The sequence below is a fragment of the Marinobacterium lutimaris genome (assembly GCF_900108065.1).
GTDB classification, from domain to species: Bacteria; Pseudomonadota; Gammaproteobacteria; order Pseudomonadales; family Balneatricaceae; genus Marinobacterium_D; species Marinobacterium_D lutimaris.
Genome location: NZ_FNVQ01000003.1, coordinates 1 through 21,509, shown reverse-complemented (window position 1 = coordinate 21,509; position 21,509 = coordinate 1). Strand labels below are relative to the sequence as shown.

General features: G+C 55.5%; 19 protein-coding genes. 6 read left to right on the top strand and 13 right to left on the bottom strand.

What is annotated here, in order from left to right:
• Positions 1-57: 57 nt before the first annotated feature.
• The gene (locus C4S72_RS14495; RefSeq protein ID WP_104003894.1) at positions 58-1,005 is read left to right on the top strand and encodes a helix-turn-helix transcriptional regulator; all 948 of its coding nucleotides are present in this window, start codon (positions 58-60) and stop codon (positions 1,003-1,005) included.
• 42 nt (positions 1,006-1,047) lie between these two features.
• Here the strand turns inward: C4S72_RS14495 and C4S72_RS14490 are convergent, their stop codons facing one another.
• On the bottom strand, positions 1,048-1,656 hold the full coding sequence (locus tag C4S72_RS14490; RefSeq protein ID WP_200826791.1) for a TetR/AcrR family transcriptional regulator: 609 nt from the start codon (positions 1,654-1,656) through the stop codon (positions 1,048-1,050).
• 428 nt (positions 1,657-2,084) lie between these two features.
• Here C4S72_RS14490 and C4S72_RS14480 point away from each other — a divergent pair, with 428 nt between their 5' ends.
• Positions 2,085-2,645, top strand: coding sequence for a DUF2889 domain-containing protein (locus C4S72_RS14480; RefSeq protein ID WP_104003891.1), 561 nt, complete (start codon positions 2,085-2,087; stop codon positions 2,643-2,645).
• A 53-nt stretch (positions 2,646-2,698) separates the two neighbouring features.
• Here the strand turns inward: C4S72_RS14480 and C4S72_RS14475 are convergent, their stop codons facing one another.
• From C4S72_RS14475 to C4S72_RS14450, 6 genes are all read right to left on the bottom strand, one after another.
• A complete protein-coding gene (locus tag C4S72_RS14475; protein WP_104003890.1) occupies positions 2,699-3,325 on the bottom strand; it encodes a glutathione S-transferase family protein in 627 nt (208 codons plus the stop codon).
• Positions 3,312-5,183, bottom strand: a complete 1,872-nt coding sequence (locus tag C4S72_RS14470) for an AMP-binding protein (protein ID WP_104003889.1) — start codon at positions 5,181-5,183, stop codon at positions 3,312-3,314. Before C4S72_RS14470 ends, C4S72_RS14475 begins: the two co-directional genes overlap by 14 nt.
• Complete coding sequence (locus C4S72_RS14465) at positions 5,180-5,680, bottom strand: MarR family winged helix-turn-helix transcriptional regulator (RefSeq protein WP_104003888.1); 501 nt, start codon at positions 5,678-5,680, stop codon at positions 5,180-5,182. The genes C4S72_RS14470 and C4S72_RS14465 overlap by 4 nt, the downstream gene beginning before the upstream one ends.
• Positions 5,680-6,972: a TRAP transporter large permease gene (locus C4S72_RS14460; protein WP_104003887.1), complete on the bottom strand. Its 1,293-nt coding sequence runs from the start codon at positions 6,970-6,972 to the stop codon at positions 5,680-5,682. The genes C4S72_RS14465 and C4S72_RS14460 overlap by 1 nt, the downstream gene beginning before the upstream one ends.
• Positions 6,962-7,495, bottom strand: coding sequence for a TRAP transporter small permease (locus C4S72_RS14455; RefSeq protein WP_104003886.1), 534 nt, complete (start codon positions 7,493-7,495; stop codon positions 6,962-6,964). Before C4S72_RS14455 ends, C4S72_RS14460 begins: the two co-directional genes overlap by 11 nt.
• Before the next feature lie 117 nt (positions 7,496-7,612).
• Positions 7,613-8,620 carry a TRAP transporter substrate-binding protein gene (locus C4S72_RS14450; protein WP_200826790.1) on the bottom strand — a complete coding sequence of 336 codons (1,008 nt, stop codon included), beginning with the start codon at positions 8,618-8,620 and terminating at the stop codon, positions 7,613-7,615.
• 599 nt (positions 8,621-9,219) lie between these two features.
• On the opposite strand from C4S72_RS14450, the gene C4S72_RS14445 reads away from it, so the two are divergent.
• Positions 9,220-9,414 (top strand): hypothetical protein, encoded by a 195-nt coding sequence (locus tag C4S72_RS14445; RefSeq protein ID WP_104003885.1) that lies wholly within the window; start codon positions 9,220-9,222, stop codon positions 9,412-9,414.
• Positions 9,415-9,683: 269 nt separating this feature from the next.
• On the opposite strand, the gene C4S72_RS14440 is transcribed toward C4S72_RS14445, so the two are convergent.
• The 3 genes from C4S72_RS14440 to C4S72_RS14430 form a co-directional block, all read right to left on the bottom strand.
• Positions 9,684-11,507 carry an ABCB family ABC transporter ATP-binding protein/permease gene (locus C4S72_RS14440; protein WP_104003884.1) on the bottom strand — a complete coding sequence of 608 codons (1,824 nt, stop codon included), beginning with the start codon at positions 11,505-11,507 and terminating at the stop codon, positions 9,684-9,686.
• 282 nt (positions 11,508-11,789) lie between these two features.
• A complete protein-coding gene (locus tag C4S72_RS14435; protein ID WP_200826789.1) occupies positions 11,790-12,608 on the bottom strand; it encodes an amino acid kinase family protein in 819 nt (272 codons plus the stop codon).
• An 11-nt stretch (positions 12,609-12,619) separates the two neighbouring features.
• Positions 12,620-13,435: an amino acid kinase family protein gene (locus C4S72_RS14430; protein WP_104003882.1), complete on the bottom strand. Its 816-nt coding sequence runs from the start codon at positions 13,433-13,435 to the stop codon at positions 12,620-12,622.
• Between the two features lie 699 nt (positions 13,436-14,134).
• On the opposite strand from C4S72_RS14430, the gene C4S72_RS14425 reads away from it, so the two are divergent.
• Both C4S72_RS14425 and C4S72_RS14420 read left to right on the top strand, forming a co-directional pair.
• Complete coding sequence (locus tag C4S72_RS14425) at positions 14,135-15,577, top strand: NCS1 family nucleobase:cation symporter-1 (RefSeq protein ID WP_200826788.1); 1,443 nt, start codon at positions 14,135-14,137, stop codon at positions 15,575-15,577.
• Between the two features lie 411 nt (positions 15,578-15,988).
• A complete protein-coding gene (locus C4S72_RS14420) occupies positions 15,989-17,836 on the top strand; it encodes an SLC13 family permease (protein ID WP_104003880.1) in 1,848 nt (615 codons plus the stop codon).
• Between the two features lie 65 nt (positions 17,837-17,901).
• Here C4S72_RS14420 and C4S72_RS14415 read toward each other — a convergent pair whose 3' ends face one another.
• Positions 17,902-18,324: a gamma-glutamylcyclotransferase family protein gene (locus C4S72_RS14415; protein ID WP_104004372.1), complete on the bottom strand. Its 423-nt coding sequence runs from the start codon at positions 18,322-18,324 to the stop codon at positions 17,902-17,904.
• 336 nt (positions 18,325-18,660) lie between these two features.
• On the opposite strand from C4S72_RS14415, the gene C4S72_RS14410 reads away from it, so the two are divergent.
• A complete protein-coding gene (locus C4S72_RS14410) occupies positions 18,661-19,752 on the top strand; it encodes a porin (protein WP_104004371.1) in 1,092 nt (363 codons plus the stop codon).
• A gap of 448 nt (positions 19,753-20,200) precedes the next feature.
• Here C4S72_RS14410 and C4S72_RS14405 read toward each other — a convergent pair whose 3' ends face one another.
• Both C4S72_RS14405 and C4S72_RS14400 read right to left on the bottom strand, forming a co-directional pair.
• Positions 20,201-21,166: a helix-turn-helix transcriptional regulator gene (locus tag C4S72_RS14405; RefSeq protein WP_104003879.1), complete on the bottom strand. Its 966-nt coding sequence runs from the start codon at positions 21,164-21,166 to the stop codon at positions 20,201-20,203.
• 139 nt (positions 21,167-21,305) lie between these two features.
• Positions 21,306-21,509: 4Fe-4S dicluster domain-containing protein (locus tag C4S72_RS14400; RefSeq protein WP_200826787.1), on the bottom strand; the 204-nt coding region annotated here is incomplete at its 5' end.

Sequence of the window (21,509 nt, the reverse complement as noted above, 5' to 3'; positions counted from 1 at the left end):
TGAACCAGGTTTTCTATCGACCTGCGCGGGTGATGCCATAACAAAAAAGGGATCTCTATGCTGAACCAGAATGCTGACAAAAGGGGAGCGGTATCGGCCGACTCTCTACGCTCTATGCTGAGCCAGTATGCGGGTCTGGATATCAGTGCCGCGCCCAGTGGGCGCGGCTTGGAGGCTCGCTACCGTAAACTGGGTGATGTTGCTCATCTGTGTCTCAAGGGGGCTCTGGCCAGCGACGCGCTCACCGTACGTGCCAGAACTTATACTTTGCTGCTTAGCGGCAGCGGGGAGTTGGGGTTTGAGCGTTCAGGGTGCATCGAGACACTTGTAGCCGGGCAGGCGGTGTTACTGTCGCCCGGAGAGTGGGCGCAGCTCTCATTCAGCGCCAGTGAACTCTGCTATTTCGTTTCCTTTGGCCGGGAAAGCATGAATCGGGTGCTGGCTGAGATGGATATACTGGCCAGCGTCGTTAGTCTGAGTATCGAAAAGGGGGTAGTGGCTTTTGGTGGGAGTTCCGACATCGGCCGCTATATCGATGCGCTGTTGTCACGGGCCGAACACGGTGAGTTTGACAAGATAAGCGTTCATTACAACGCGATTATCGGCATGTTGATACTTGAGTCTTTCGTTACGCATAAGAGCAGGCTTATTGACTCGAGCAGCGGCGAGTATGTCGGCAGCATCAAGGAGTATATTTCGCGCAATATAACCGGCGACCTGAGTGCTGAAGCTCTGGCTGAGTATATTGGTGTAAGCGATCGACAGATCTACACCATATTTGGTGACCTTTACGGCATGACACCAGGGCAGTATTTCAAGCAGGTGCGTGTTTATGCTGCACATAAGGAGATATCAACCTGCAGTACCCGGGAAAATATCACCAATCTGGCGTTTAAATATGGATTCAGTAATCCCGGCCGCTTTTCTCAGCAGTATAAAGAGTATTTCGGTGAGCTGCCGTCACAGACTATGCGTAAACGTTTGACGGGAAGCGCCCTTACTTAGGTAGAGGGTGATGCCTAAGGGGCGCTTTTTGTCGCATCTTATTTAAGAGTTGTTGGCCAGTTCATCCCGCTTCGGGCACTTCATCAACGGGCAGTTGGAGACCAGGAATTCGGCAATACGTTCGGCCATCTCCTGACGGTGCTTGTAGTCTTTGTCGAAGTGGATCAGCGAGGTAGAGACGATGTAGGCGTACACCAGATTGGCCAGATCGTCCGCACGAACATCGGTATGTCCCAGCTCTTTGAAGATCGCCTTGATAAAGGAGAGGCGATAGTTGTCCACCTCTTCGACACATTCGCGCGCCAGTGCATCGCGCCTGGCCCAGGCGCGGATCGAGATCTCGATAGAGGCGGCTTCGACAGCGCTGCTGCCTTTCACCGGCAGGTTCATCAGGTAGATGATCTGCTCAAGCGGGCTGGCGGCGCCTCGCTGCAGCCGGTCTATGATCTCTTCGGTGGCGCGCAGGCGCCATTTTTTCAGGATCCCCTCGAGCAGGTCCTTACGACTGTCGAAGTGATGGTAGAAGCTGCCACGGGTTATCTTGAGCTTCTTGGCCAACTGGTCCACACGAACCTGATCGATGCCGCTTGTGGCAAGTACCTTGATTGCGGCATTTATCCAGGTGTCGCGGCTGAGTTTGTTTGTTGTCATTGTGAGCCCAGAAGCAGAAGAGCGTTGTCGAATACTGGTTGTCGGCTTAAAGCCCGAGATGGGCTTAGCCATGAAGTACGATTGTTGAATTTTTCATCCATAAAATTGCAAGAATCGCAATGCTCGAATATACACTTTTGGATGGGCTCTATCAATAATTATGTCGGCTAAGTTGGAGTTTTATTAATAGATTATATAAGAAAATATAAAATATTTTTAATATGGATGATTGATTTCCATCTTAAATTTATGGCTGTATTTATGATTTATTATATTTTAGGTACGGTTTTAACCTTTCTGAATGATATTTTCGCAAAAAATAATTTAATATTTAATTGCGAGCATGATTTTAGTTTATTAATAAAATGCCTGATGTTTCCAGGTGCTAGGTTACACGCGAATCAATACTGGCTTATAAAGGAATAGAAATGCACAAACAATCAAAAAATGTCGCCAGGGCGTTGATGCATAATCGAAATATCGATGTGAAAGGGTATCTGCGTGAGGATGGGCTTTGGGAGGTTGAGGCTGTGCTGGCCGACACGAAAAGCCATGTTATCAACCTGCCCGATCGCGGTGATATTCCGGTGGGAGATCACCTGCACCACATGATCTTAACGCTGGTGGTGGATGAGAGTCTGTTAATTAAAGAGGTGCGGGCGAACATGATCGATACCCCTCACTCGGACTGTCCTGGTGCTGAGGCACCCTATCAGGCGTTGGTTGGTGTAAGAATCGGTTCCGGGTGGCTGGATGAGGCCAGGGCTGCGATTGGAAGAGTCTCTGGGTGCACCCACCTGACTGAACTGCTGCCGGTGCTGGCGACTGCCGCTATTCAGACCATCAACGGGTACAAGCTTCATCACATTGAGGGTCACGGGCGCTCGGATAAAGATAAGCAGCGGATGCTGAACTCCTGTCACGGTTTTCGAGAAGGGGGCCGGGCCGTGGAGTACTACTGGCCGGATCATCGATCAGGTGAGCATTGAAAGTCGGGGCCAGGTTAACCGGCCCCAAATTTTATATCTGAGCAGGCCGTGCTTCAGTCTGGGACCTCGGCAGGAAATGACTGCCTGAACGCGGGTCTCTGCGATAGCCGTAAGTACCATTCGGCGAGATCGGGATAGTCTTCAAGTGAGGCGAAACGGGTGGAAAAGAACACCGAATAACCCACCGCTATATCGGCTGCGGAAAAGCTTTCGCCCAGCAGGTAGGAGCGTCCCTTCAACTGCTCGTCCAGATAGTTCAAAGCCTTGCCGAGTCGGCGTCGGTCAAGCTCCAGCATTGCCTGAGATCTCTCCGCTTCGGGGATTGATACCTCGTTCTGGAACAGGGCAGCAGGCAGCGTTGCCAGTGTTTCGGCGAAGTGGAGCCACTGCAGCCAGGCGGGCTTCAGCGCCTCGCCCATCTGTGGCATAAGATCCCAGCGCTGACGGGTTTCACAGAGGTACTGAATAATGGCGCCGGACTCGCAGAGCACCTGGTCGCCATCGACAAGCACCGGCACCCGCCCCAGTGGAGATACCGCTCTGAACTCTGGATCACGCAGTCCCCGGGGGAAGTCGTGCTCAACCACCTCAAAATCAGCTTCGATTTCATTCAGTAGCCAAAGTACACGGGTAGAGCGTGACCCCAGGCAGTGATGTAGCACGAGCTTATCGGGGTTCATCGGTCAGGCACTCCTTCACCGGGGTTACTGTTATGGGCGTCACTGTGTAATCGATCGGCATACCGGTCAGTTTCTTTTTGAAAGAGTCCAAATGCTCGGCAGCTACAAATATGCGGGTACGCAGCTTGTCATCGATGGTGACTTCGCACTGTTCCTCGTTTAGACCAGCCGCTCTGGCGATCAGGTCGATGGCGTGGCGGATGGCGATGCGTCGCAGCGCGGGTTTGAAAATCTTGCCCACCTGGGTGGTCGGCATATCCTCAAGAATCACGATCTCCTTAGGAATGGCGACCGGCTCGTCGATAATGCTGCTGATATGTTCCATCAGTGATTCAGGCGAAGTCTCGGCTCCAGCGACCAGTGTTACGAAGGCAACGGGTAGCTCACCGGCATAGGTATCGGGCATGCCGACCGCCGCCGCGTCTCTGACGGCGGGGTGGGAGATCAGCGCGCTCTCTATCTGTTGCGGGTCGATATTGTGGGCGCCGCGGATAATGATGTCCTTACTGCGTCCGGTAATAAATATCCGGCCCTCCTCATCCATGGTGCCGATATCGCCGGTAGAGAGCCAGCCATCGTCAAGGAAACTGTCATCGGCGACATTTGGATCCTTGTACCCGGCCGAAATATTGGGGCCTCTGATGATAAGCAGTCCGGATTCACCAGGAGCCAGGGCAGATCCCTGTCCCATTGGATTATCGGGCTTGACCACCCGCGCCTCGACGAACGGCAGGGGAAAACCGCAGGATTTGGCTTTGCGTTCCTTATGCAGGGGCTCAACGGCGATGCAGCCGGCGCTTTCGGTCATACCGAAGATATTGCGCACCGGTTTACCGGTCTTCTGCTCCAGAGCATCCGCGAGCTCTGTCGGTAGCGGAGAACCGCCGGTCAGCAGCATGCGTAGCGATGAGATATCGGCGTTAAGTTCCACACCATCCATCGACGACAGAATCGTGGGTACGCAACCGATGGCGGTAATGCCGTAATCCTCAATCTGCTGCCATATGCTGCCGAGGAACTCCCGGTTACGCATACCCTGGGCGCCGGGGATCAACAGCGTGGCACCTGCCGACAGCGTAGACAGGCCATAGACGAAGGCGCCTGCCACATGGAACAGTGGAAAGCCGTTGACCAGAATATCGTCGGCATTGAACTCGAACATGCGGGCACAGCTCACCGCGACATGAGCTTCATTACGATGGTTGTGTTGGACCAGTTTGGGCGTGCCCGTGGTGCCGCCGGTGTGGTAGTAGGCGGCCAGGTCGTCGGGCTGGCGTGGCTCCAAAGGCGTCGTGCCAGAGGGGATGTCAGCTGCGGCCTGTTCCAGTGAGCAATCGATGCCGTTGAGCAGCTGTTCGCTATCACAACAGAGCAGCTCGATATCGACAGAGTTCTCCTTGAGTGCCTGGTGCAGCTCATCCCAGAAGGCCGGCACGCCTTCGGGCTGGCTGATCAGCAGACAGCGCGCATTGGCTTCCTTCAGAATAGAGACCACATGGTCGGCCTTGAGCATCGGGTTGATCGGCGCCGCGGCGCCGGCCAGTTCAGCCGCCCAAAGTGCGATCTGGGTGCTAGGTGTGTGTGGGCCGAGGATCGCCACAGAGGTGCCGGGCACCACGCCCCGCTCGCGGAACACCGCAGCATAGCGCTGAATACGATCAACCAGGTCGGCGTAGCTGATCAGCTCATCCCGGTCCGGTCGGTTGGTTTCACGAACGTAGCGAATGGCCAGGGCGTCGGGCGTTTTTGCGGCACTGGCAGCGATCAATTCGAAAGGGGTGGGGCAAGCCAGGTAGGTATCCAGGCCTTGGGCTTCAATATCCCGAATCATGGGGATGGGTGTGCTGCCAGCTATCATTTCTGCTCCTCCCAACTGTTGCGGATGTTGTTATCGATTTTGTCGAGCATGTTTACCAGGGTGCTGCGCTCCTCATCACTGAATCCGGCCATCAGCATCGACTCGTGCTCGGTCACATGGCGGTTCAGATCGTTAAGAAGCTCAGCCCCCTTTGGGGTGATAAACAGATTTTTGACGCGGCGGTCGGTGTCGCTGGGCTCGCGTTTGATCACGCCCTCCTTCTGCAGCATATCCAGAATCGAAACCAGGCTGGATTTGTCGAGATACACCGCCTCGGCGAGCCGGTTGTGAGTGACGCCGGGGTTGTTGCTCAGCAATTCCAAAAGGCCGTAGTAGCGAGGGATGGAGCCATAGCCGGTGGTCACGCCCTCAAAGGATTTAAACGCCGCGATCTGCAGCAGACGGATCCGGTAAGAGACAAGATCATGCAGACGCTTTGGGCCATAAGGGTCCAGGCGTTCGCCGTAGAGCTTGTCGTTGGTGTCAGTTTTAGCCATCAGGACATGGTCTCCGGCAGAAAGAGGACGATAGCGGGAAAGGCCACGATCAGCGCCAGGCGCAGCACATCGACCAGTACGAACGGCAGCACGCCTTTGAAGATGGTGGTAATTTTTACGTTCTTGGTGAGGTTGTCGATGATGAACACGTTCATCCCCACCGGTGGCGTGATCAGCCCCAGTTCCACGGTCATCACAACCACGATGCCGAACCAGATAGGATCGAAGCCCAGTTGCTGAATGATCGGGAAGACAATAGGCACCATCAAAATGATCATCGCCATGGCGTCCAGGAAGCAGCCCATGATCAGGAACAAAAGCAGAATCAGCAGCAGCGTGCCGAAGCGGCCGAGCCCCAGGTCCAGCAGCGATGAGGCAACCTCCTGCGGCACCTGGGTGATCGCCAGGAAGTAGCCAAACAGGATCGCGCCGATCAGTATTGTGTAGATAGCCACCGACGTGCGCAGGGCTTCAATCAGGCTGTTCAGCAGGGAGCGGCGGTTAATGCGTCGGCGGGCAATGCCAATTACCGCCGTCAGAAACGCACCGGTGGCGGCGGCTTCGGTGGCGGTTACCACGCCAAGATAGATCGCGAGGATCACACATACAAAAAGCAGCAGTACGGCCCAGACGCCTTTCAGCGAGGCAAAGCCCTCTTTCCAGCTAAAAGCTTTGCCTTCCGGCAGGCTGCGGCCATACCAGAAGCGCACCGCCAGCATATAAAGCAGTACGGCCAGCAGGCCCGGAACCAGGCCTGCGATAAACAGTACGCCCACATCCTGCTCGGTGATAAAGCCGTAAACAGCCAATACCACCGACGGCGGGATCAGTATGCCCAGGGTGCCACCGGCTGCGATAACGCCGGTGGCGACCTCGTCGCTGTAGTTAGCTTTTTTCATTTCCGGGTAGGCGATCTTGGTCATGGTGGCCGCGGTGGCGACGGAGGAGCCGCAGATCGCCGCAAACCCGCCGCAGGCGCCAACGCTGGCCAGGCCGAGTCCGCCCTTCATCCAGCCAAACCAGGCGTTGCCGGCGCGAAACAGTTCACGGGACATGCCTGAGTTGGTGGCGAGGACCCCCATCAAAATAAAGAAGGGGATCAGTGTCAGGTTGAAGTCGGTAATGGTGCGCAGTGGAGACTGTGAGAGAAGGTTCATGGCCGGTTTGACGCCGACCACCGCGCCAAAACCGCAGACGCCTACGATACCCATGGCCACGCCGATGGGAACGCGGAAGAACATCATCGTAAAAAGTGCGATAAAGCCGCTGATCGCAATCACTTCAGACGTCATTTTGCACCTCGTCGTCCCGGCTGCCGGTGATTGAGTTTTCGATAATGCAGAAGTCACTGCGGGTCATGATCTGGATGATGCGATAGAGCGTGGTGATGATCGCGCCAACCAGGCCGAGCCAGATCGCAAATACAAAAGGCCAGAGCGGGATGCGCAGATCGAAGGTAGTTTCTCCGCTGGCGTGGGTGCTGAGGAACTTGCCGAACATTTTCCAGGCGAGCACAGAGGTAAAAATCAGCAGCAGCGTCCAGGCAAAGACCTCGATCCAGCGGGTGACTGGCTTGCTGAAGATATGGGAGGTGATACTGACCTTGATGTGGCTGTCGCGAAATCCGAGGCTGGCGAAGCCCCAGACGATGGCAACACCCAGCACTAGGCGGCTGAGGTCGAATGAGTCCGGAATCGGTGTGGCAAAGCCGTAGCGACCGATGGCTGAAAGCACGATGAGCAGCGTCACCGCACCAAACAGGATGGCCGCGACCACCTCGATGGCGGAAATGGTTTTATCAAATAACTTGTTCATAAAAGATCCTCAGACAGGGGCAGAGGCTGGAATGCCTCTGCCCGCTGGATTGCCTGTTGGATTAACTGTTGGTTTATCTGTCGTATGGCCTGACAGGTATCTGGGGGTACTTGAGAGTTAGTAGTCTGCGTTGTTCTCTTGCAGCGACTGGAGGTAGTCCTCGTAGGTTTTGTCCGCATCGATACCGCTCGCGGCGACATCGGACTTCCATTTATCCAGACTTGGTATTGCTGCTTCACGCCACAGGGCTTCCTCCTCTTCGGAGGGGCGTGTGACGGTGTGGCCTTCATCTGCAATCATCTGCTCGCGGGCCGCACGGTCATCGTCAACCCATCCCTGAGACATCTTCTGTGACCAGTCCGGTGTGCAGTGATCGTAGATCACCTGGCGATTCTGCTCGCTCAGGCCGTTGAGGCTGTCCTTGTTGAACAGCAGTACCTGGGCGGAAACATACATGGGTAGGTCCATGTGATATTTCACTTCCTTGTCGATACCGAAGTCGTAAATAGAACCCCAGGGGAAGGTGATCGCATCGGCTATACCGCGGGCGATGGCTTCACGGGCTTCAGGGGCCGGAACCTGCACAGGGGCAGCCCCCAGGTTGCTGACGAAGCGGGCCATGGTGGCATGTGCAGGGCGGATGTTAAGCCCACTCAGTTCTGAGGGTTGGGTAATTTTCTTCTTCGAATGCAGGGCGCCGGTCTCATGGCTGTTTACCGCGCAGAAGAAGACGTCACTCATCTCTTTTTTGGCATAGTCCTGGTACCAGCTATGGATCGCCTTGGCGCCGGCTGCTCCACCGGAGATATGGAAGGGGATCTCAATCAGGCTGTAGATCGGAAAGCGCCCGGCGTTGTAGCCAGGGTTGGTCCAGCTGATATCGACAATGCCATCGCGCACCATGTCGTAGTGATCCGGCGCAGAGCCAATCTGCTGGGCCGGGAAGATCTGAATGGAAAGATCGCCACCGGACGCTTCTTCGATCGACTTCGCCCAGGGTTCAATGCCTGTGACCTGAACCGGGTGGGTCGCAGGTACCCAGTGGGATAAACGCAGGGTTTCAGCCTGCGCCATGGCGGCGATGGATAGATTCAACGCAAGCGCGAGCGCGGTTTTCTTCAGCATGAAAGACTCCGTGGTGCCCTGGAGGCACATTATTTTTATATAGCAGTACGTTGGAGCAGCTTCAGTTAATCGGTTAGCTGAGGGCAGATCTAAGCGGGTAGCCGCATCTGCAGGTAGTGAGATGCATCAGTGGCGAGGCAGGGTGTTCTAGGGTCATGACGTCATCCTTTTTATATTTATTGGATTAACTTGTTTGACATCAAACAACATACATAAGTGTATCCTTTCGTTCAAGCCTTACCTCCTTTGCTGAGCGCTAAATTTGAAAGCCGGGGCAGCAGCTATGGCTTAGCGTTCCGACATGAGTGTTGCGCATGCCGCCCGGTAACTTTTTTCTCTTCGGCTTCTCAATATCTTAAGGCGCGAATATGTCGCCATAGCAGGAAGAATCAGGGCTTGAACGCTTGGCAACGGCTGCGCATTGCTTGGATTAAGCGACGACGAATCCGGCGGGTGGGCGGGTGTCGGTCTGTAGGGGAAGCGACCAAAGGTTTATTGACACAGGTTAAAAATCAGACGGCTAATTGCGATGCAAATATGTATTGTTTTCTACTTATATGGTCTAATTGCGCACTCTATAACCAGGAGGAAACTTAACTATGGGCGCACTTTTTCAATTTCCCGAGAGCCGGGAAGAATCACAGAGCGTGAACGCTGAGCAGCAGGCTGAGGGCGCGGTACAGGCAGGCAGTTCGAGCCTGACTTCGGTGCTGAACAATCGGTCGGCAGATCTGGAGCTGACCGCGGCCAAAGAGGTTGAAACCTGGCTAAGCACCTGGGGAACCGAGAGCTGATCGACCCCCAAGCTTTAATGCATGAGGCCTTTGAAAAGAGATTTTCCCCAACATCTTCTGCGGTGGTAACAATAATAATAACCGCAGGGCCTACCCCCATAAGTTCCGCTTTACCCAGCCTTACCCCCATCTTACACAATTGCTTTTCACATCCACTGAAACTGCTTTAGATAACCGCGTTTGGTTAGTGATAGCTGTTAAATCTCACATCTGAACCTGCAGGCGCTGAGTCATGGCACTTTCTGCGGGAACCGGATGAAAACATGCCATTAGCTGTGCGCCGATTCCTCAGCGTTATCCTGCTGCAACCGCCACATCTCGGCATAGCGTCCGTTCATGGTCAGCAGCTGCTGATGAGTACCGCGTTCGATGATCTCTCCGCTATCCATTACCAGAATCTGATCGGCATCGATGATGGTCGAAAGCCGGTGGGCTATCACCAGGCTGGTATGGTTTTTCGCCAGGCTGTTAAGGGATGAAAGAATCGCCTTTTCGGTGGCGCTGTCCAGCGCAGAGGTGGCTTCGTCGAACAGCAGGATAGGCGGTTTCTTCAGGATCACCCGGGCGATGGCAATACGCTGCTTTTCCCCGCCGGAGACCTTGAGGCCACGCTCGCCCACTCTTGTATCGGGCCCCTCGGGCAGCGCCTCAATAAACCGGTCCAGGTTAGCCATCCTGATAGCGGTGTTGACCTCTTCAGGCGCGGCTTCAGGCCGGCCATAAGCCACGTTACTGAAGATCGTATCGTTAAACAGCACAGTGTCCTGGGGCACTACGCCGATCGCCTGTCTGAGGCTTAGCTGGCTGACGCGGTTGATCGGCTGGTTATCGATCAGGATCTCGCCGTTCTGCAGGTCATAAAAGCGAAATAGCAATCGTGCCAGGGTGGATTTGCCGGCGCCGCTGGGTCCGACCACAGCGACTTTCTCCCCCGGGTTAACCTTGAAACTAAGGTTCTTAAGAATCGGGCGCTCCGCATGGTAGGCAAAATTCACGTTACGGAACTCTATGGCGCCTTCAGTAACTCTGAGCGTTGGAGCATTGGGCTCGTCACTAACGCTGGGCGCTTTTTTCAGCAGACCGAACATGTTCTCGATATCGGTCAACGCCCGGCGTATTTCCCGGTACACCATGCCGAGAAAGTTCAGCGGCATGAACAGCTGCAGAATATAGGCGTTGATCATCACCAGTGAGCCCAGTGTCATCTCGTTGTTAACCACATCCTGGGCCGCCAGCCAGAGCATCAAGGCCATGCCGGTGGCGATGATCAGCGCCTGGCCGCTGTTCAGCAGCATCAGCGTCATGCGGGTTTTCAGGCGTGCGCTTTCCCAGCGGGCCAGGTTGCCGTCGTAACGCTCCGCCTCGTAGTGCTCGTTATTGAAGTATTTGACCGTCTCGTAATTGAGCAGGCTGTCGATGGCGCGGGTGTTGGTTTCCGAGTCGAGCTGGTTCATCTCACGCACGAACCGGTTGCGCCATTCCGTGGTGGTAATGGTGAAATAGATATAGATGCCGACGCTGACCAGGATGATCAGTGCGTACCAGGCGCTGAAGTTGATCAGCAGGATGCCGGCGACCATCGTTATCTCGATCAGCGTCGGCACAATATTGAACACCAGCATCCGCATTAAAAAGCCGAAGCCGTTGCCGCCCCTATCTATATCTCTTGAGATACCGCCGGTCTGGCGCGACAGGTGAAACTCGAGTTCCAGCGCATGCAGATGCCGGAACACCCGCAGCACCATGCGCCGCATCGCACGCTCGGTGATACGACTGAACACGGCATCCCGAGCTTCGCTGAAAAACACCGAACCGAATCGCAGCAATCCATAGAACGCGAGCATCAACAACGGGACGGCGATGATCTGGTGCTGAGTACGATCGAGACTGTCGACTATATGTTTCAGCGCCCAGGGCATGGTCACCGTGGCCACCTTGGCCAGCACCAACAGCACAAAGGCGATGCCCATGCGGGCACGAAACGCCCACAGATAGGGCCAGATCGTATTTAACACATCCCAGGCTTCGTTCAGTCCGGCCGGATCCCTGCTGGCGGATGGGGAGTGCTGGTGACGGCGGGAGCCTCGTGACATGAACTGCTTCCTGTATGGTTGACCGGGGCGATAAGGCTAAAGCGAGACGGTGAGGGCTTACTCATGTGACGGTCATTGTGACGCTTGGCGAGTCTACAGCTAAACCGCTGTCTCTTTTAGCTTAACTCTCAGGATTATAGGTTCAGGAAGTCTGCTTTGTTTACAGCGCTGCGGCGGCAATGAGGTGTGGCGGGATTCCGGGGAGTCGTTGGGTGGGATTCAAGAAAAAGCCCCGGGCTCGGCGGCTAAATGACCGCCGGGCACGGAAGCTTGGAGTTCCGATCAGGCTTTGCCTGAGTGGATCAGAGTGCCCACGTGTTCGCCGCGCAAGGCGGCGGTGATACGCCCCGGAACCAGGCCGTTGACGACCTGGACCCGCTTCAGGTTGCTGGCGTTGCGCATCACGTCAACCAGGTCTCGATCCACCGGCAGGGAGCCATCGGACTCGTACAGCGCCGTTGCACTGGTTTCTTTGATCAGCTTGGCTTCGCTGCCGTTGGCGCCTTTAGGATCGCAGTCATAAACCCCGTCCACATCCTCGACGATAGTGAGGCCCGCAGCACCCAGCGCATCAGCCAGCAGGAAGGCACCGGTATCGCCGCGGTGACGCGGGATACGTGAGTGCGGAAACTCGTGGTGATGATAAGGCGGGAAGGCGCTGCCGACGACAGCAGGTGCCGCCTGCAGGTGGATTGCCAACTGGTCTGCCACGGTGGGGTGCTCAACGTAGGAGACACCTTCCGAAGAGAGCATTGCCGCCAGGATATGACCGTTCTGTCCCGCCTCGCTGGCGGCCAGCGGCGCCAGCGAGCCCACCGGCAGGCCCAGATCCAGGCCAACGCTGTAAACATGGCGGGCACGCACGCCGGCCCCGGTCAGAATCAGCAACCGGTGCTCGGGCAGCAGCTTACGCAGTTCCTCGACAAGCGGCAGGATCGCCTCTGCACCCCGGTCGATGAGTCGGCCGCCAATTTTTACGACCTGCAGCCAGGGCAGCAGCTTGATCGGCTGGATGTTGGCCACCGGGCGGGTCAGGTCGTTATTCTGCAAAGTCTGCTGTGCCAGCGGCGAAAGCACATGCTTGATGGTATTCGTTGTCATGATGATGGGCCTCAGCTCGCTGTGATGATGGTGCCGACGTGTTCGCCGGCCAGGGCGCGGGTCAGATTACCCGGCACCAGGCCGTTGATCACCTGAACTTCGCGAATATGTCGAGCAGCTTGCAGCAGGTCCAGCACCGGGAACTCCAGGATCGAGTCGTGCAGCCCCCGTTCCTTCATCTCATCCACCGAAATCCTCGGAATAAAGGTCGGGCTGGTCGCGGTTTTCGGATTCTCGGTGTAGAGGCCGTTTTCATCCTTCACGTAGATCATCTGTTTGCAGCCGAACTGTTCGGCGAGCAGGAAGCAGCCCGCATCGGTGCGATAGGGCGGAATAACGCCGGAAGCGGAAGGGCGCATCCAGAGTTTGTACGGCGGCATGCCGCTGAAAATCACGGCGTTTACCTCGGTCAGTGACAGCGGCACCGTGGACAGGCCCGCACCGTCGACCACGGGGATCCCTTCCTTGGCCAGCAGCTGGCCAAGAATAGTGGCGTTCTGGTCGGCAACGGATGAACCCAGTTGCGACAGCACACCGGCTGGTAAACCCAGCCCCGCAGCGATTGAGTAGAGGTGGCGGGCGCGGGTACCGGCACCGGTGCCGATCAGCATCTTGTGCTGCTTGCGTACTTCGGCGACCTCATCCAGCAGTGGATAAAGACCGGCGCGGCCCCGATCGATCATGCTCTGGCCACCAATCTTGATGACGCTGGCATCGGGCAGGATACGGAAATCGGCAGCGCCTTCGGCTGCCTCGAGGAGCTGTGAGTCGGTTAGCGACCGCTCCATAAGAAGGGCTTCGAGCTCTTCAGTAGTACTAGTGGCCATCCAGGCCTCCTTTTAACGAACGTGTTTGATGGCTGATCCCTGGCACATAAACGCCGTGACTGGAACGATGGCTGTCGCCGCTGTTCAAGTGTCAGAAGCTTGATATATAAGAGGTTTTTTTAGAGGCGGGGCGTTATAGGTTTTTGAGCCGCAAGTAACGGTTAAACCGTCGTGTAACAATAGCTAAATAATCACAAAGCCCTTACTAAGTAAATGTGATTCATGCTCATAACATAATGCAGCTCGATTCATATATGGGCCCGGCTCTTTTTAGTCTGATTTTTACACTGATTTTGATGATCTGTTTTAGGGCATAGTTTGATGCTCAGCGCCTCATTGATACCCGCCTGACGGTTACTTTTCCACCCTCTTTTGTAGATAAGAGTTACTCCCGGTAACGCATACCGCAGCACCGGCTTAGATTTGTTACCCGCCAATCGGCTGAAGTGCGTCGAATTTGGCTGCACAGTAAATGGGCTGGTTTAGAACCAAAGATGGTCCAATGCGGTGCCATGGAATCATTGAGTGCATCGTATCGGTGCGTGCTTTTGTCGTCTTTGCACTTTGCGACACCGCACAGGTCGTTTGTAGGGGCTAATTTGAGCGTTGGTGCAAAAATGGTGCGCTTGTTGCATTTGTTTCAGTGACTACTTTTTTGAAACATTAGCATCATCGCTAAGGCGGAAGAGAGCTTTCACAATGACAAATACTCGGTCCCGGGGTAACACCAGTTCATCTGAGATGGATCTGCACAATGACTCTCTGGCACCCGTTCCCAAGGAGGAACGAACCTGGGGAAGGTTTGAGGTGTTTAATATCTGGGCCAACGACATCCAGAGTCTGTTTGGCTATTCACTGGTTGCATCGCTGTTTATCTCTTACGGCGTAACCGGTTACACCGCGTTTGCGGCATTGATTACCGCCGGCCTGCTGGTGATGGTGCTGGTCAATATCTCCGGTAAGCCCGGTGTGGATCACGGTATTCCCTACCCTGTTCTGGCGCGCGCAAGCATGGGTGTGGGCGGTGCCCGCCTGCCAGCGATCCTCAGGGCGACGGTCGCGGTGTTTTGGTATGGCGCGCAAACCTACTTTGCCTCTACTGCGCTGGAGCTGCTGCTTGTCACGTTGACCGGGGCAGACAGCGGCGGTGACACTTTCATGGGTCTGACTACCCTGGGCTGGATCTCGTTCCTGCTGGTGTGGGCGTTTCAGATCGCGATTTTCTCCCATGGCATGAACTGGGTAGGCACCTTCCTTAATGTGGCCGGTCCCTTCGTTTATGCGGTAATGATCGGGTTGCTGGTGGTGCTCTGGCAGAAGTCCGACGGTCAGCTCTGGGAAGCTGCGCAGACTATCTTTGCACCGGAAAACCCGACGTTCAGCTCTGAGATATCAGGTTTCGTGGCGATAGTGGGCACCATGGTGGCTTATTTCGCCGCGGTGATGATCAACTTCAGTGACTTCTCCCGCTACTCTAAAGACACCAAGTCGATGGTGCAGGGGAACCTGGCCGGTCTGCCGCTGAACATGGTGCTATTCTCCGCGCTGGCACTGCTGATTACTGCTGGTGCTGCAGTGATCTACGGCGAAAAGATCGTTAACCCGACCGAGATCGTCGAAAAGGCTGACAGCACTATTCTGTCTATTATCGCTGCGATCACCTTCTTCGCCGCCACCGTCGGCATCAACCTGGTGGCTAACTTTATTCCTGCCGTGAACGGTATCGCCAACATGGCTCCCGCCAAGCTCGACTTCAAGCGCGCCGGCTGGATCACCTCTCTGTTCGCCCTGGTGATTGGTGGCCTCTGGGTCAGCTTTATCAGCGAGGTGGGTATCAGCGGCTTTGTTAACACCCTGGGGGCTACTCTGGCACCGTTGTACGGCATCATGGTGGTTGATTACTACTGGGTTAAGCAGCAGCGTCTGAAAGTGGCTGAGCTTTACAGCAATGATCCGCAAGGCGCCTACTACTACTCGAAAGGCTGGAACCGTACAGCCCTGATCGCCTTTGCCGTTGGTGCTACATTCTCGGTGGCGACCGTCTGGGTGGCGGCGCTCAGCGATCTGTCCGGTTACGCCTGGCTGCTGGGTGCACTGTTGGGTGGTGTGATTTACAAGGTGTTGATGCCTAAAGCGGCCTGAGTCCCGGTCACTATCTTCAATTTTGCGCCCGGTGTTTCAGCCGGGCGCTGCCTCTTTTCTCTTCTTCGTTTTCTCGCCCGACAGAGCTTCTGCTTCTTGCCGCTGCTGTTTTTGCACGCTGACCGGATATTGATGAAGGTATAGCGCGCGTCCTGCTACGTCCTGGTAACGAGCTGCTGACGACTTGCTGCAAGTCTATGTTTTGCTAACCGCCTGGTGTCTGCTCCAGACATTTAGTGATGAGCTGCTATTTTGAAGACAGCTGTTGAGTTTATGTCTGTCGGTAGCATAGGAGTTCTCGCTCCCGGCTCTAAGGGGAAAGTGGAGCTGGATGACAGCCCAGGCAGGCAAGACTCAAAGTGAGGTGGCGTGTTGAGCGCCCGTTATGGGCTGGGTAGATAAGGAGCTAAATTGACCCAGGATCAGTGGCTGATAGTGATTATTCTGCTGGCAACCATGCTGATGTTCATCTGGGGCCGTTGGCGCCACGATATGGTTGCCGGTGGTGCGTTATTGGCTTGCGTTGTCACTGGACTAATCGAGGCCGATGAGGCCTTTCTCGGCTTTGCCCATCCCGCTGTGGTAACGGTGGCCTGCGTTCTGGTGTTAAGCCGGGCGCTGCAGTTCTCTGGTGCGGTCGATGTGCTGGCGCGGCACGTGCTGCCGAAAAAAGCCGGTGCGACACTGAGCCTGTTCGCACTGACATTGCTCGGAGCGGTGTTGTCAGGGTTTATGAATAACGTCGGTGCTATGGCGTTGCTGATGCCTGTAGCGATGCAACTGTCGGGACGGCTGGATCTGACGCCCGGCCAGACGTTGATGCCGCTGGCGTTTGGCACCATCCTTGGCGGTCTGACGACATTAATAGGTACGCCCCCCAACCTGATTGTGTCCGGCTTTCGAAATGAAAGTCTTGGCAGCAATTTTTCCATGTTCGACTTCACGGCGGTTGGCTTGCCGGTGGCGCTGCTTAGCGTGCTGTTTATAGCGCTGTTGGGCTGGCGCCTGGTGCCCGCGCGTAAACCACCTGGCCGCGAGAGTTTTGAGACCGGTGCTTATATTACCGAAGCCCGGGTTGGAGACAGCAGCAAGGCGGCTGGAAAACGCTTAGGCGAGATCGAGACCGAACTGGAGGAGGTTGACGCCCAGATTATCGGTCTGGTGCGTAATGAGGTCAGGGTGAACGTCCCCACCTCGGCGCGTCGCATACAAGCGGGCGACATACTGATCATCGAGGCCGATGTCGAGGCGCTGGCCGGGGTGCTCGGTTCGCTGGGCCTGGAGCTGGAGGAGGCGGAATCCTCTGCGGGCGAGTCACAGCAGCAGAGCTCAGAGCATGATGCTGCAGAGGCGGAAGAGGGTGCCGACAAGGAAGAGCGTGACTCGGATCGAAACAGTGGTGAAGGCTTGACCATGATGGAGCTGGTCGTGCGCGCGGAATCACGGCTTGAGGGGCGTTCCGCGAGAGATATTCAGCTGCGCACCCGTTATGGCCTGAACCTGCTGGCGGTATCCCGTGAAGGGTCGCCGATGAAAACACGGTTGCGTACCCTGAAAATCCGACCGGGTGACCTGCTGTTGATGCAGGGAGCGGAAGAAGCTCTGAGTGACTTTGCGGCAGACAATGGTTGCGTGCCGCTGGCGGAGCGAGAGTTACGTATTCCGGATCGCGGCAAGGCACTGGCAGCGTCTTTGATCATGCTGGCCTCGGTGTTGGCCGCTGCTTTCGCAGTTTTACCGACGGCGATCGCATTTGCGGCGGGTGTTCTTGCAACCATGGTGATGCGCACGTTACCGCTACGCGCAGTCTACGATGCCATCGACTGGCCGGTGATCATATTGCTGGGGGCGCTGATGCCGGTTGCAGCGGTGCTTGAGAAGACTGGCACCGCCGCGCTGATCGCTGAATTACTGATGGAGCATGTGGCGCAGGGGAGTGCTTTGGTGGCGATCGGCTTGATCCTGGTGCTTACCATGCTGGTCTCGTGCGTGGTCAATAATGCCGCGACTGCGGCTGCGATGTGCCCCATCGCACTGGGCACCGCCGCGACTCTCGGCGTCAATGATGATGCCTTCCTGATGGCCGTGGCGATCGGTGCGTCCTGCGCGTTTCTCACGCCGATCGGGCATCAGAACAATACGCTGATCCTGGGGCCTGGCGGCTTCCATTTCAGCGACTATTGGCGGCTGGGGTTACCTGTCTCTTTGCTGGTCGCAGTAATCAGTATCCCTCTGCTGTTCTGGGTATGGCCGCTGTGATTAAGCATCGTAGTAGCGTATCTACTGAAGCGTCTTTGGTTTGGGTCTATCTCACAGAAGCGCGTTCAATGGATTCTGAGATAGACCCAAGCCCGGCTGCCGTCACCAAGTTCTATTTCCACACGCCTGTAACGGATACCCAGCCGCTCGTATCTATCCAGCCGCTTTAGTTCATCGGCGGAGACATGGAAAAGGTCGCCGTTAACGCCGGAGCCTGAGTCTGTCTCCAGGTCCAGCCCCTCCTTGCGAAAGCCGGTCAGTGTCGTGGTGCGGGTTTCCGGATTCCGCCCGATCACCAGCCAGCGCACCAGGGGAGAGCGCAGGGTGCCGTAGACAAACACCGAGTGCTGTCCGGCCGAGACAGGAGCAAGTCCGGGGGGGGCTGTGTAACCCCAGGGGCTGAGCAGGGTGAACCAGAGGTATGCCGGGACGAGCAGCGTAACGATGCCCAGGGCGAGAAACAGTTTGCGGATAGGTTTAGAAAGCATGGCGCCAGTTTCGCAGATCAGGGTCGGTAGAGCCAAATTTTGGCGTTTGGCCGTTGCTGCGAGTCCAGGTAGCAGGCTGGGAGCGTTCTCAGTTTTTAATCGATTTCTACTTTAATCTTATTGCCAGTTCAAAAAAAAGAGGTGCTGCATTATTTGGTATTTGCCTTGGGGTATAAGAAATTTAGAAAATAGTCCTGCTTGACCAATAAATGACTCCAAAAATGACCCTAAGTTTTATCAATGTACAAAGATTACACTATTTGTATATCCCGGATTTTGGCCCTCTGGGATATTACTGTTGAAACATACAACGATAATAACGAGGGCCAAACTCAGATGATGATTCGTAATAAGCTGGCACTGGCGGTCATGGTCGCCGGTATCTCCTCTCAGGCTTCCGCACTGGAACTGGGTGAATACAACGGCACCACTTTCAGCATCGGCGGTTACGTCAAGGCTGAAGGTGTATTCACCGATCCGGATAACGGCGATAGCTCTTTCGAAGGCAGCGCACGTCAGACTCGTCTGAACTTCTCCGCTGCACGTGAAATTGAAGGTCACAAGGTCCGTGGCTTTATCGAAGGTGACTTCTGGGACAACAACACCGACGACTCTGACAGCTCCTACGCGATGCGCCTGCGTCACGCGACTATCAGCGTTGATAACTTCACCGTTGGTCAGACCTGGAACGGTCAGTTCTTCGCGAACGCCCCGTTCGATGTGGAAATGCTGAACTTCTTCGGTCTGGGTATCGGTACCGTCGCTGGTAACGGCGCCCCGATCCGTCCTGACCTGGTAATGCATTACGCCAACAAAGGCTTCCGTCTGACCCTGCAGGATCCTCTGTACGACGATGCTGATTACCCGGATATGGTGGCTGCATACACCTACCGTACCGAAGGTGGTCATGCATTTAACGTAGCTCTGACCGGTCGTGAAGTAGATACCTCTCCGGGTGTGAACGACGGTGAGTCTGACTTTGGTGCAGCTATCTCTGTTGCCAGTAAGCTCAAGCTGACTGACAGCACTAGCCTGGCGCTGAGCGGTTTCACCGGTGAAGGCGCTGCGATCTACGCTGGCTGGGGTTACAACGGTTCCCGCGGTCTTGATGCACAGATGGAAGTCGACGCAAACGGCGACATGGTTACTCTGACTGGCTTCTCCGCTGGTATCAGCCACAAGTTCACTCCGAAGCTGCGTGGTAACCTGCGTTACGGTCAGGTTAAATCTGATGAAGTGGCTTCCAGCCTGGATGACGATACCCTCAAGCTGACTACCGTCAACCTGATCTACACCTACCTGCCAAACCTGGATCTCGGTATCGAATTCCGCGACCAGAACGCTGCTAACCGTCCGCCGACCTCTGCAGGCAGCTCCCTGCGTCCGGCTGGTCAGCAGGTTGAGATCATGGCGATGTACAAGTTCTAAGTTAACTTAGAACGCTTAAAAAAACCCGGGACCCCTTCCCCGGGTTTTTTATTGCCTGAAATTTGGCAGCCGATGGAAATACGTTAGGAGGTGCGGCCTGGTGCTGATTGAAGCTGGCATGGTGGTGGTTCAACACCCCAGTCGGTTATCGCAGCAGGGCGCCGTTCCTACGGGAAAACGGCCCGGTGGAAGGTGGGCTCTCGCGCCGATTGAATCTGGCACGGCTGTGATTCAAAACCCCAGTCGGTTATCGCAGCAGGGCGCCGTTCCTACGGGAAAAGCCCCGGTGGAAGGTGGGCTCTCGCGCCGATTGAAGCTGGCACAGTGGTGGTTCAAACCTCGGTGGATGATCGCCACGGGGTCATCGCTTTTGCCATTAATTCTGCAGGAGATGTTAAGGGGAGGGATAAAAAAGGGGTGGCCAATCCTTGGCCTTGATGAAAAAAAGTCAGTGGCTCTGCCGACGCAGGGTCTCGGATGGCAGTTCGCCAATATGTTCGCGATACTGGGCGGAGAAGCGGCCCAGGTTGGTGAAGCCATACTTCAGCGCTACTTCGGTAACGTTGCGGATATTGCGGTCATCGCCGCTGAGCTCGGTATAGATGGTTTCGAGCTTTAACTGGCGGATATAAGTGGACGGGGTCTGCCCGGTCTCTTTGTCGAACAGATTATACAGGGATTTTCGGCTGATGCGGCAAAGCTCTACCAGATCACCAATGCCGATATCCTCTGTCAGGTGATCGAGCACGTAGTTACGAATCTGCGCGATGTGACGGTGCTCGGACGGGTTGACCCGATCATTAAGGCAGATGCCGCTTTCGTGGCTTTGCAGAATGCCGTTGCACAGCAGCTTGGCATAGTACAGCTGGGCACGTTCACTGCTTTCGGTGCAATCAAACTCGAGAATATCGCGCAGCAGGTGCCTGATCGGCCCACCGTTCAGTACATTGACGCTGCGCGGAAGAAAGCGGATTGGCCCGCCAGCGGTGAAATAGCCGAACTCCCGTGCGGACTGATGCAGGAATTCAAGCGGGATGCGTACGCTGAGCTGGATGCAATCGCTGGAGTAGCCCAGGGTGTATTCGGTCCCCGGGGTCATCATGATCGAGTCGCCGGCCTGCATGGGCAGACTGTGGCCATCAAAAGCACAGACGCCGTCACCGGAAAGCACGATTTGCAGATGGTAGGCGTGATCCAGCGATGGGATGCGTACTTCCGTAGCGTTACCGCTGGTGTACTCTGCAATCTGCAAGGGCCCAAACGCCTTGTACCTCAGGCTTGAAGCATTCGGGCAGCCCTTGCTGCGCTGTATTAAGCGGTGATCGGCAAAGCTTTTGTTCTTGAGAAAATTGGATATCTCGAACCCGGAAACATCCATAAATTCCTGATCAAACCGCGATAAGGAAAATGTCATTTCTCACCTCTTAATTATTGTTATGAGATGAATATCAATTTAAACGCTAGTTTTGATATTTTTATTTATCTAATAAAAGTTTAACTCTGTAACATTTTTTTAAACAGCTTCTGAGCTATTCATTTTACCGCCCCAGCTATCACATATTCGGATAGTTGGGGCCGCCGGCTCCCTCGGGTACCACCCAGGTGATGTTCTGGGCCGGGTCCTTGATGTCACAGGTTTTGCAGTGCACACAGTTCTGTGCGTTGATCTGGAAGCGCGGGCCTGATGCCTCTTCGACGATCTCGTAAACCCCGGCCGGGCAGTAGCGCTGCGCCGGTTCTGCGAAGATCGGCAGGTT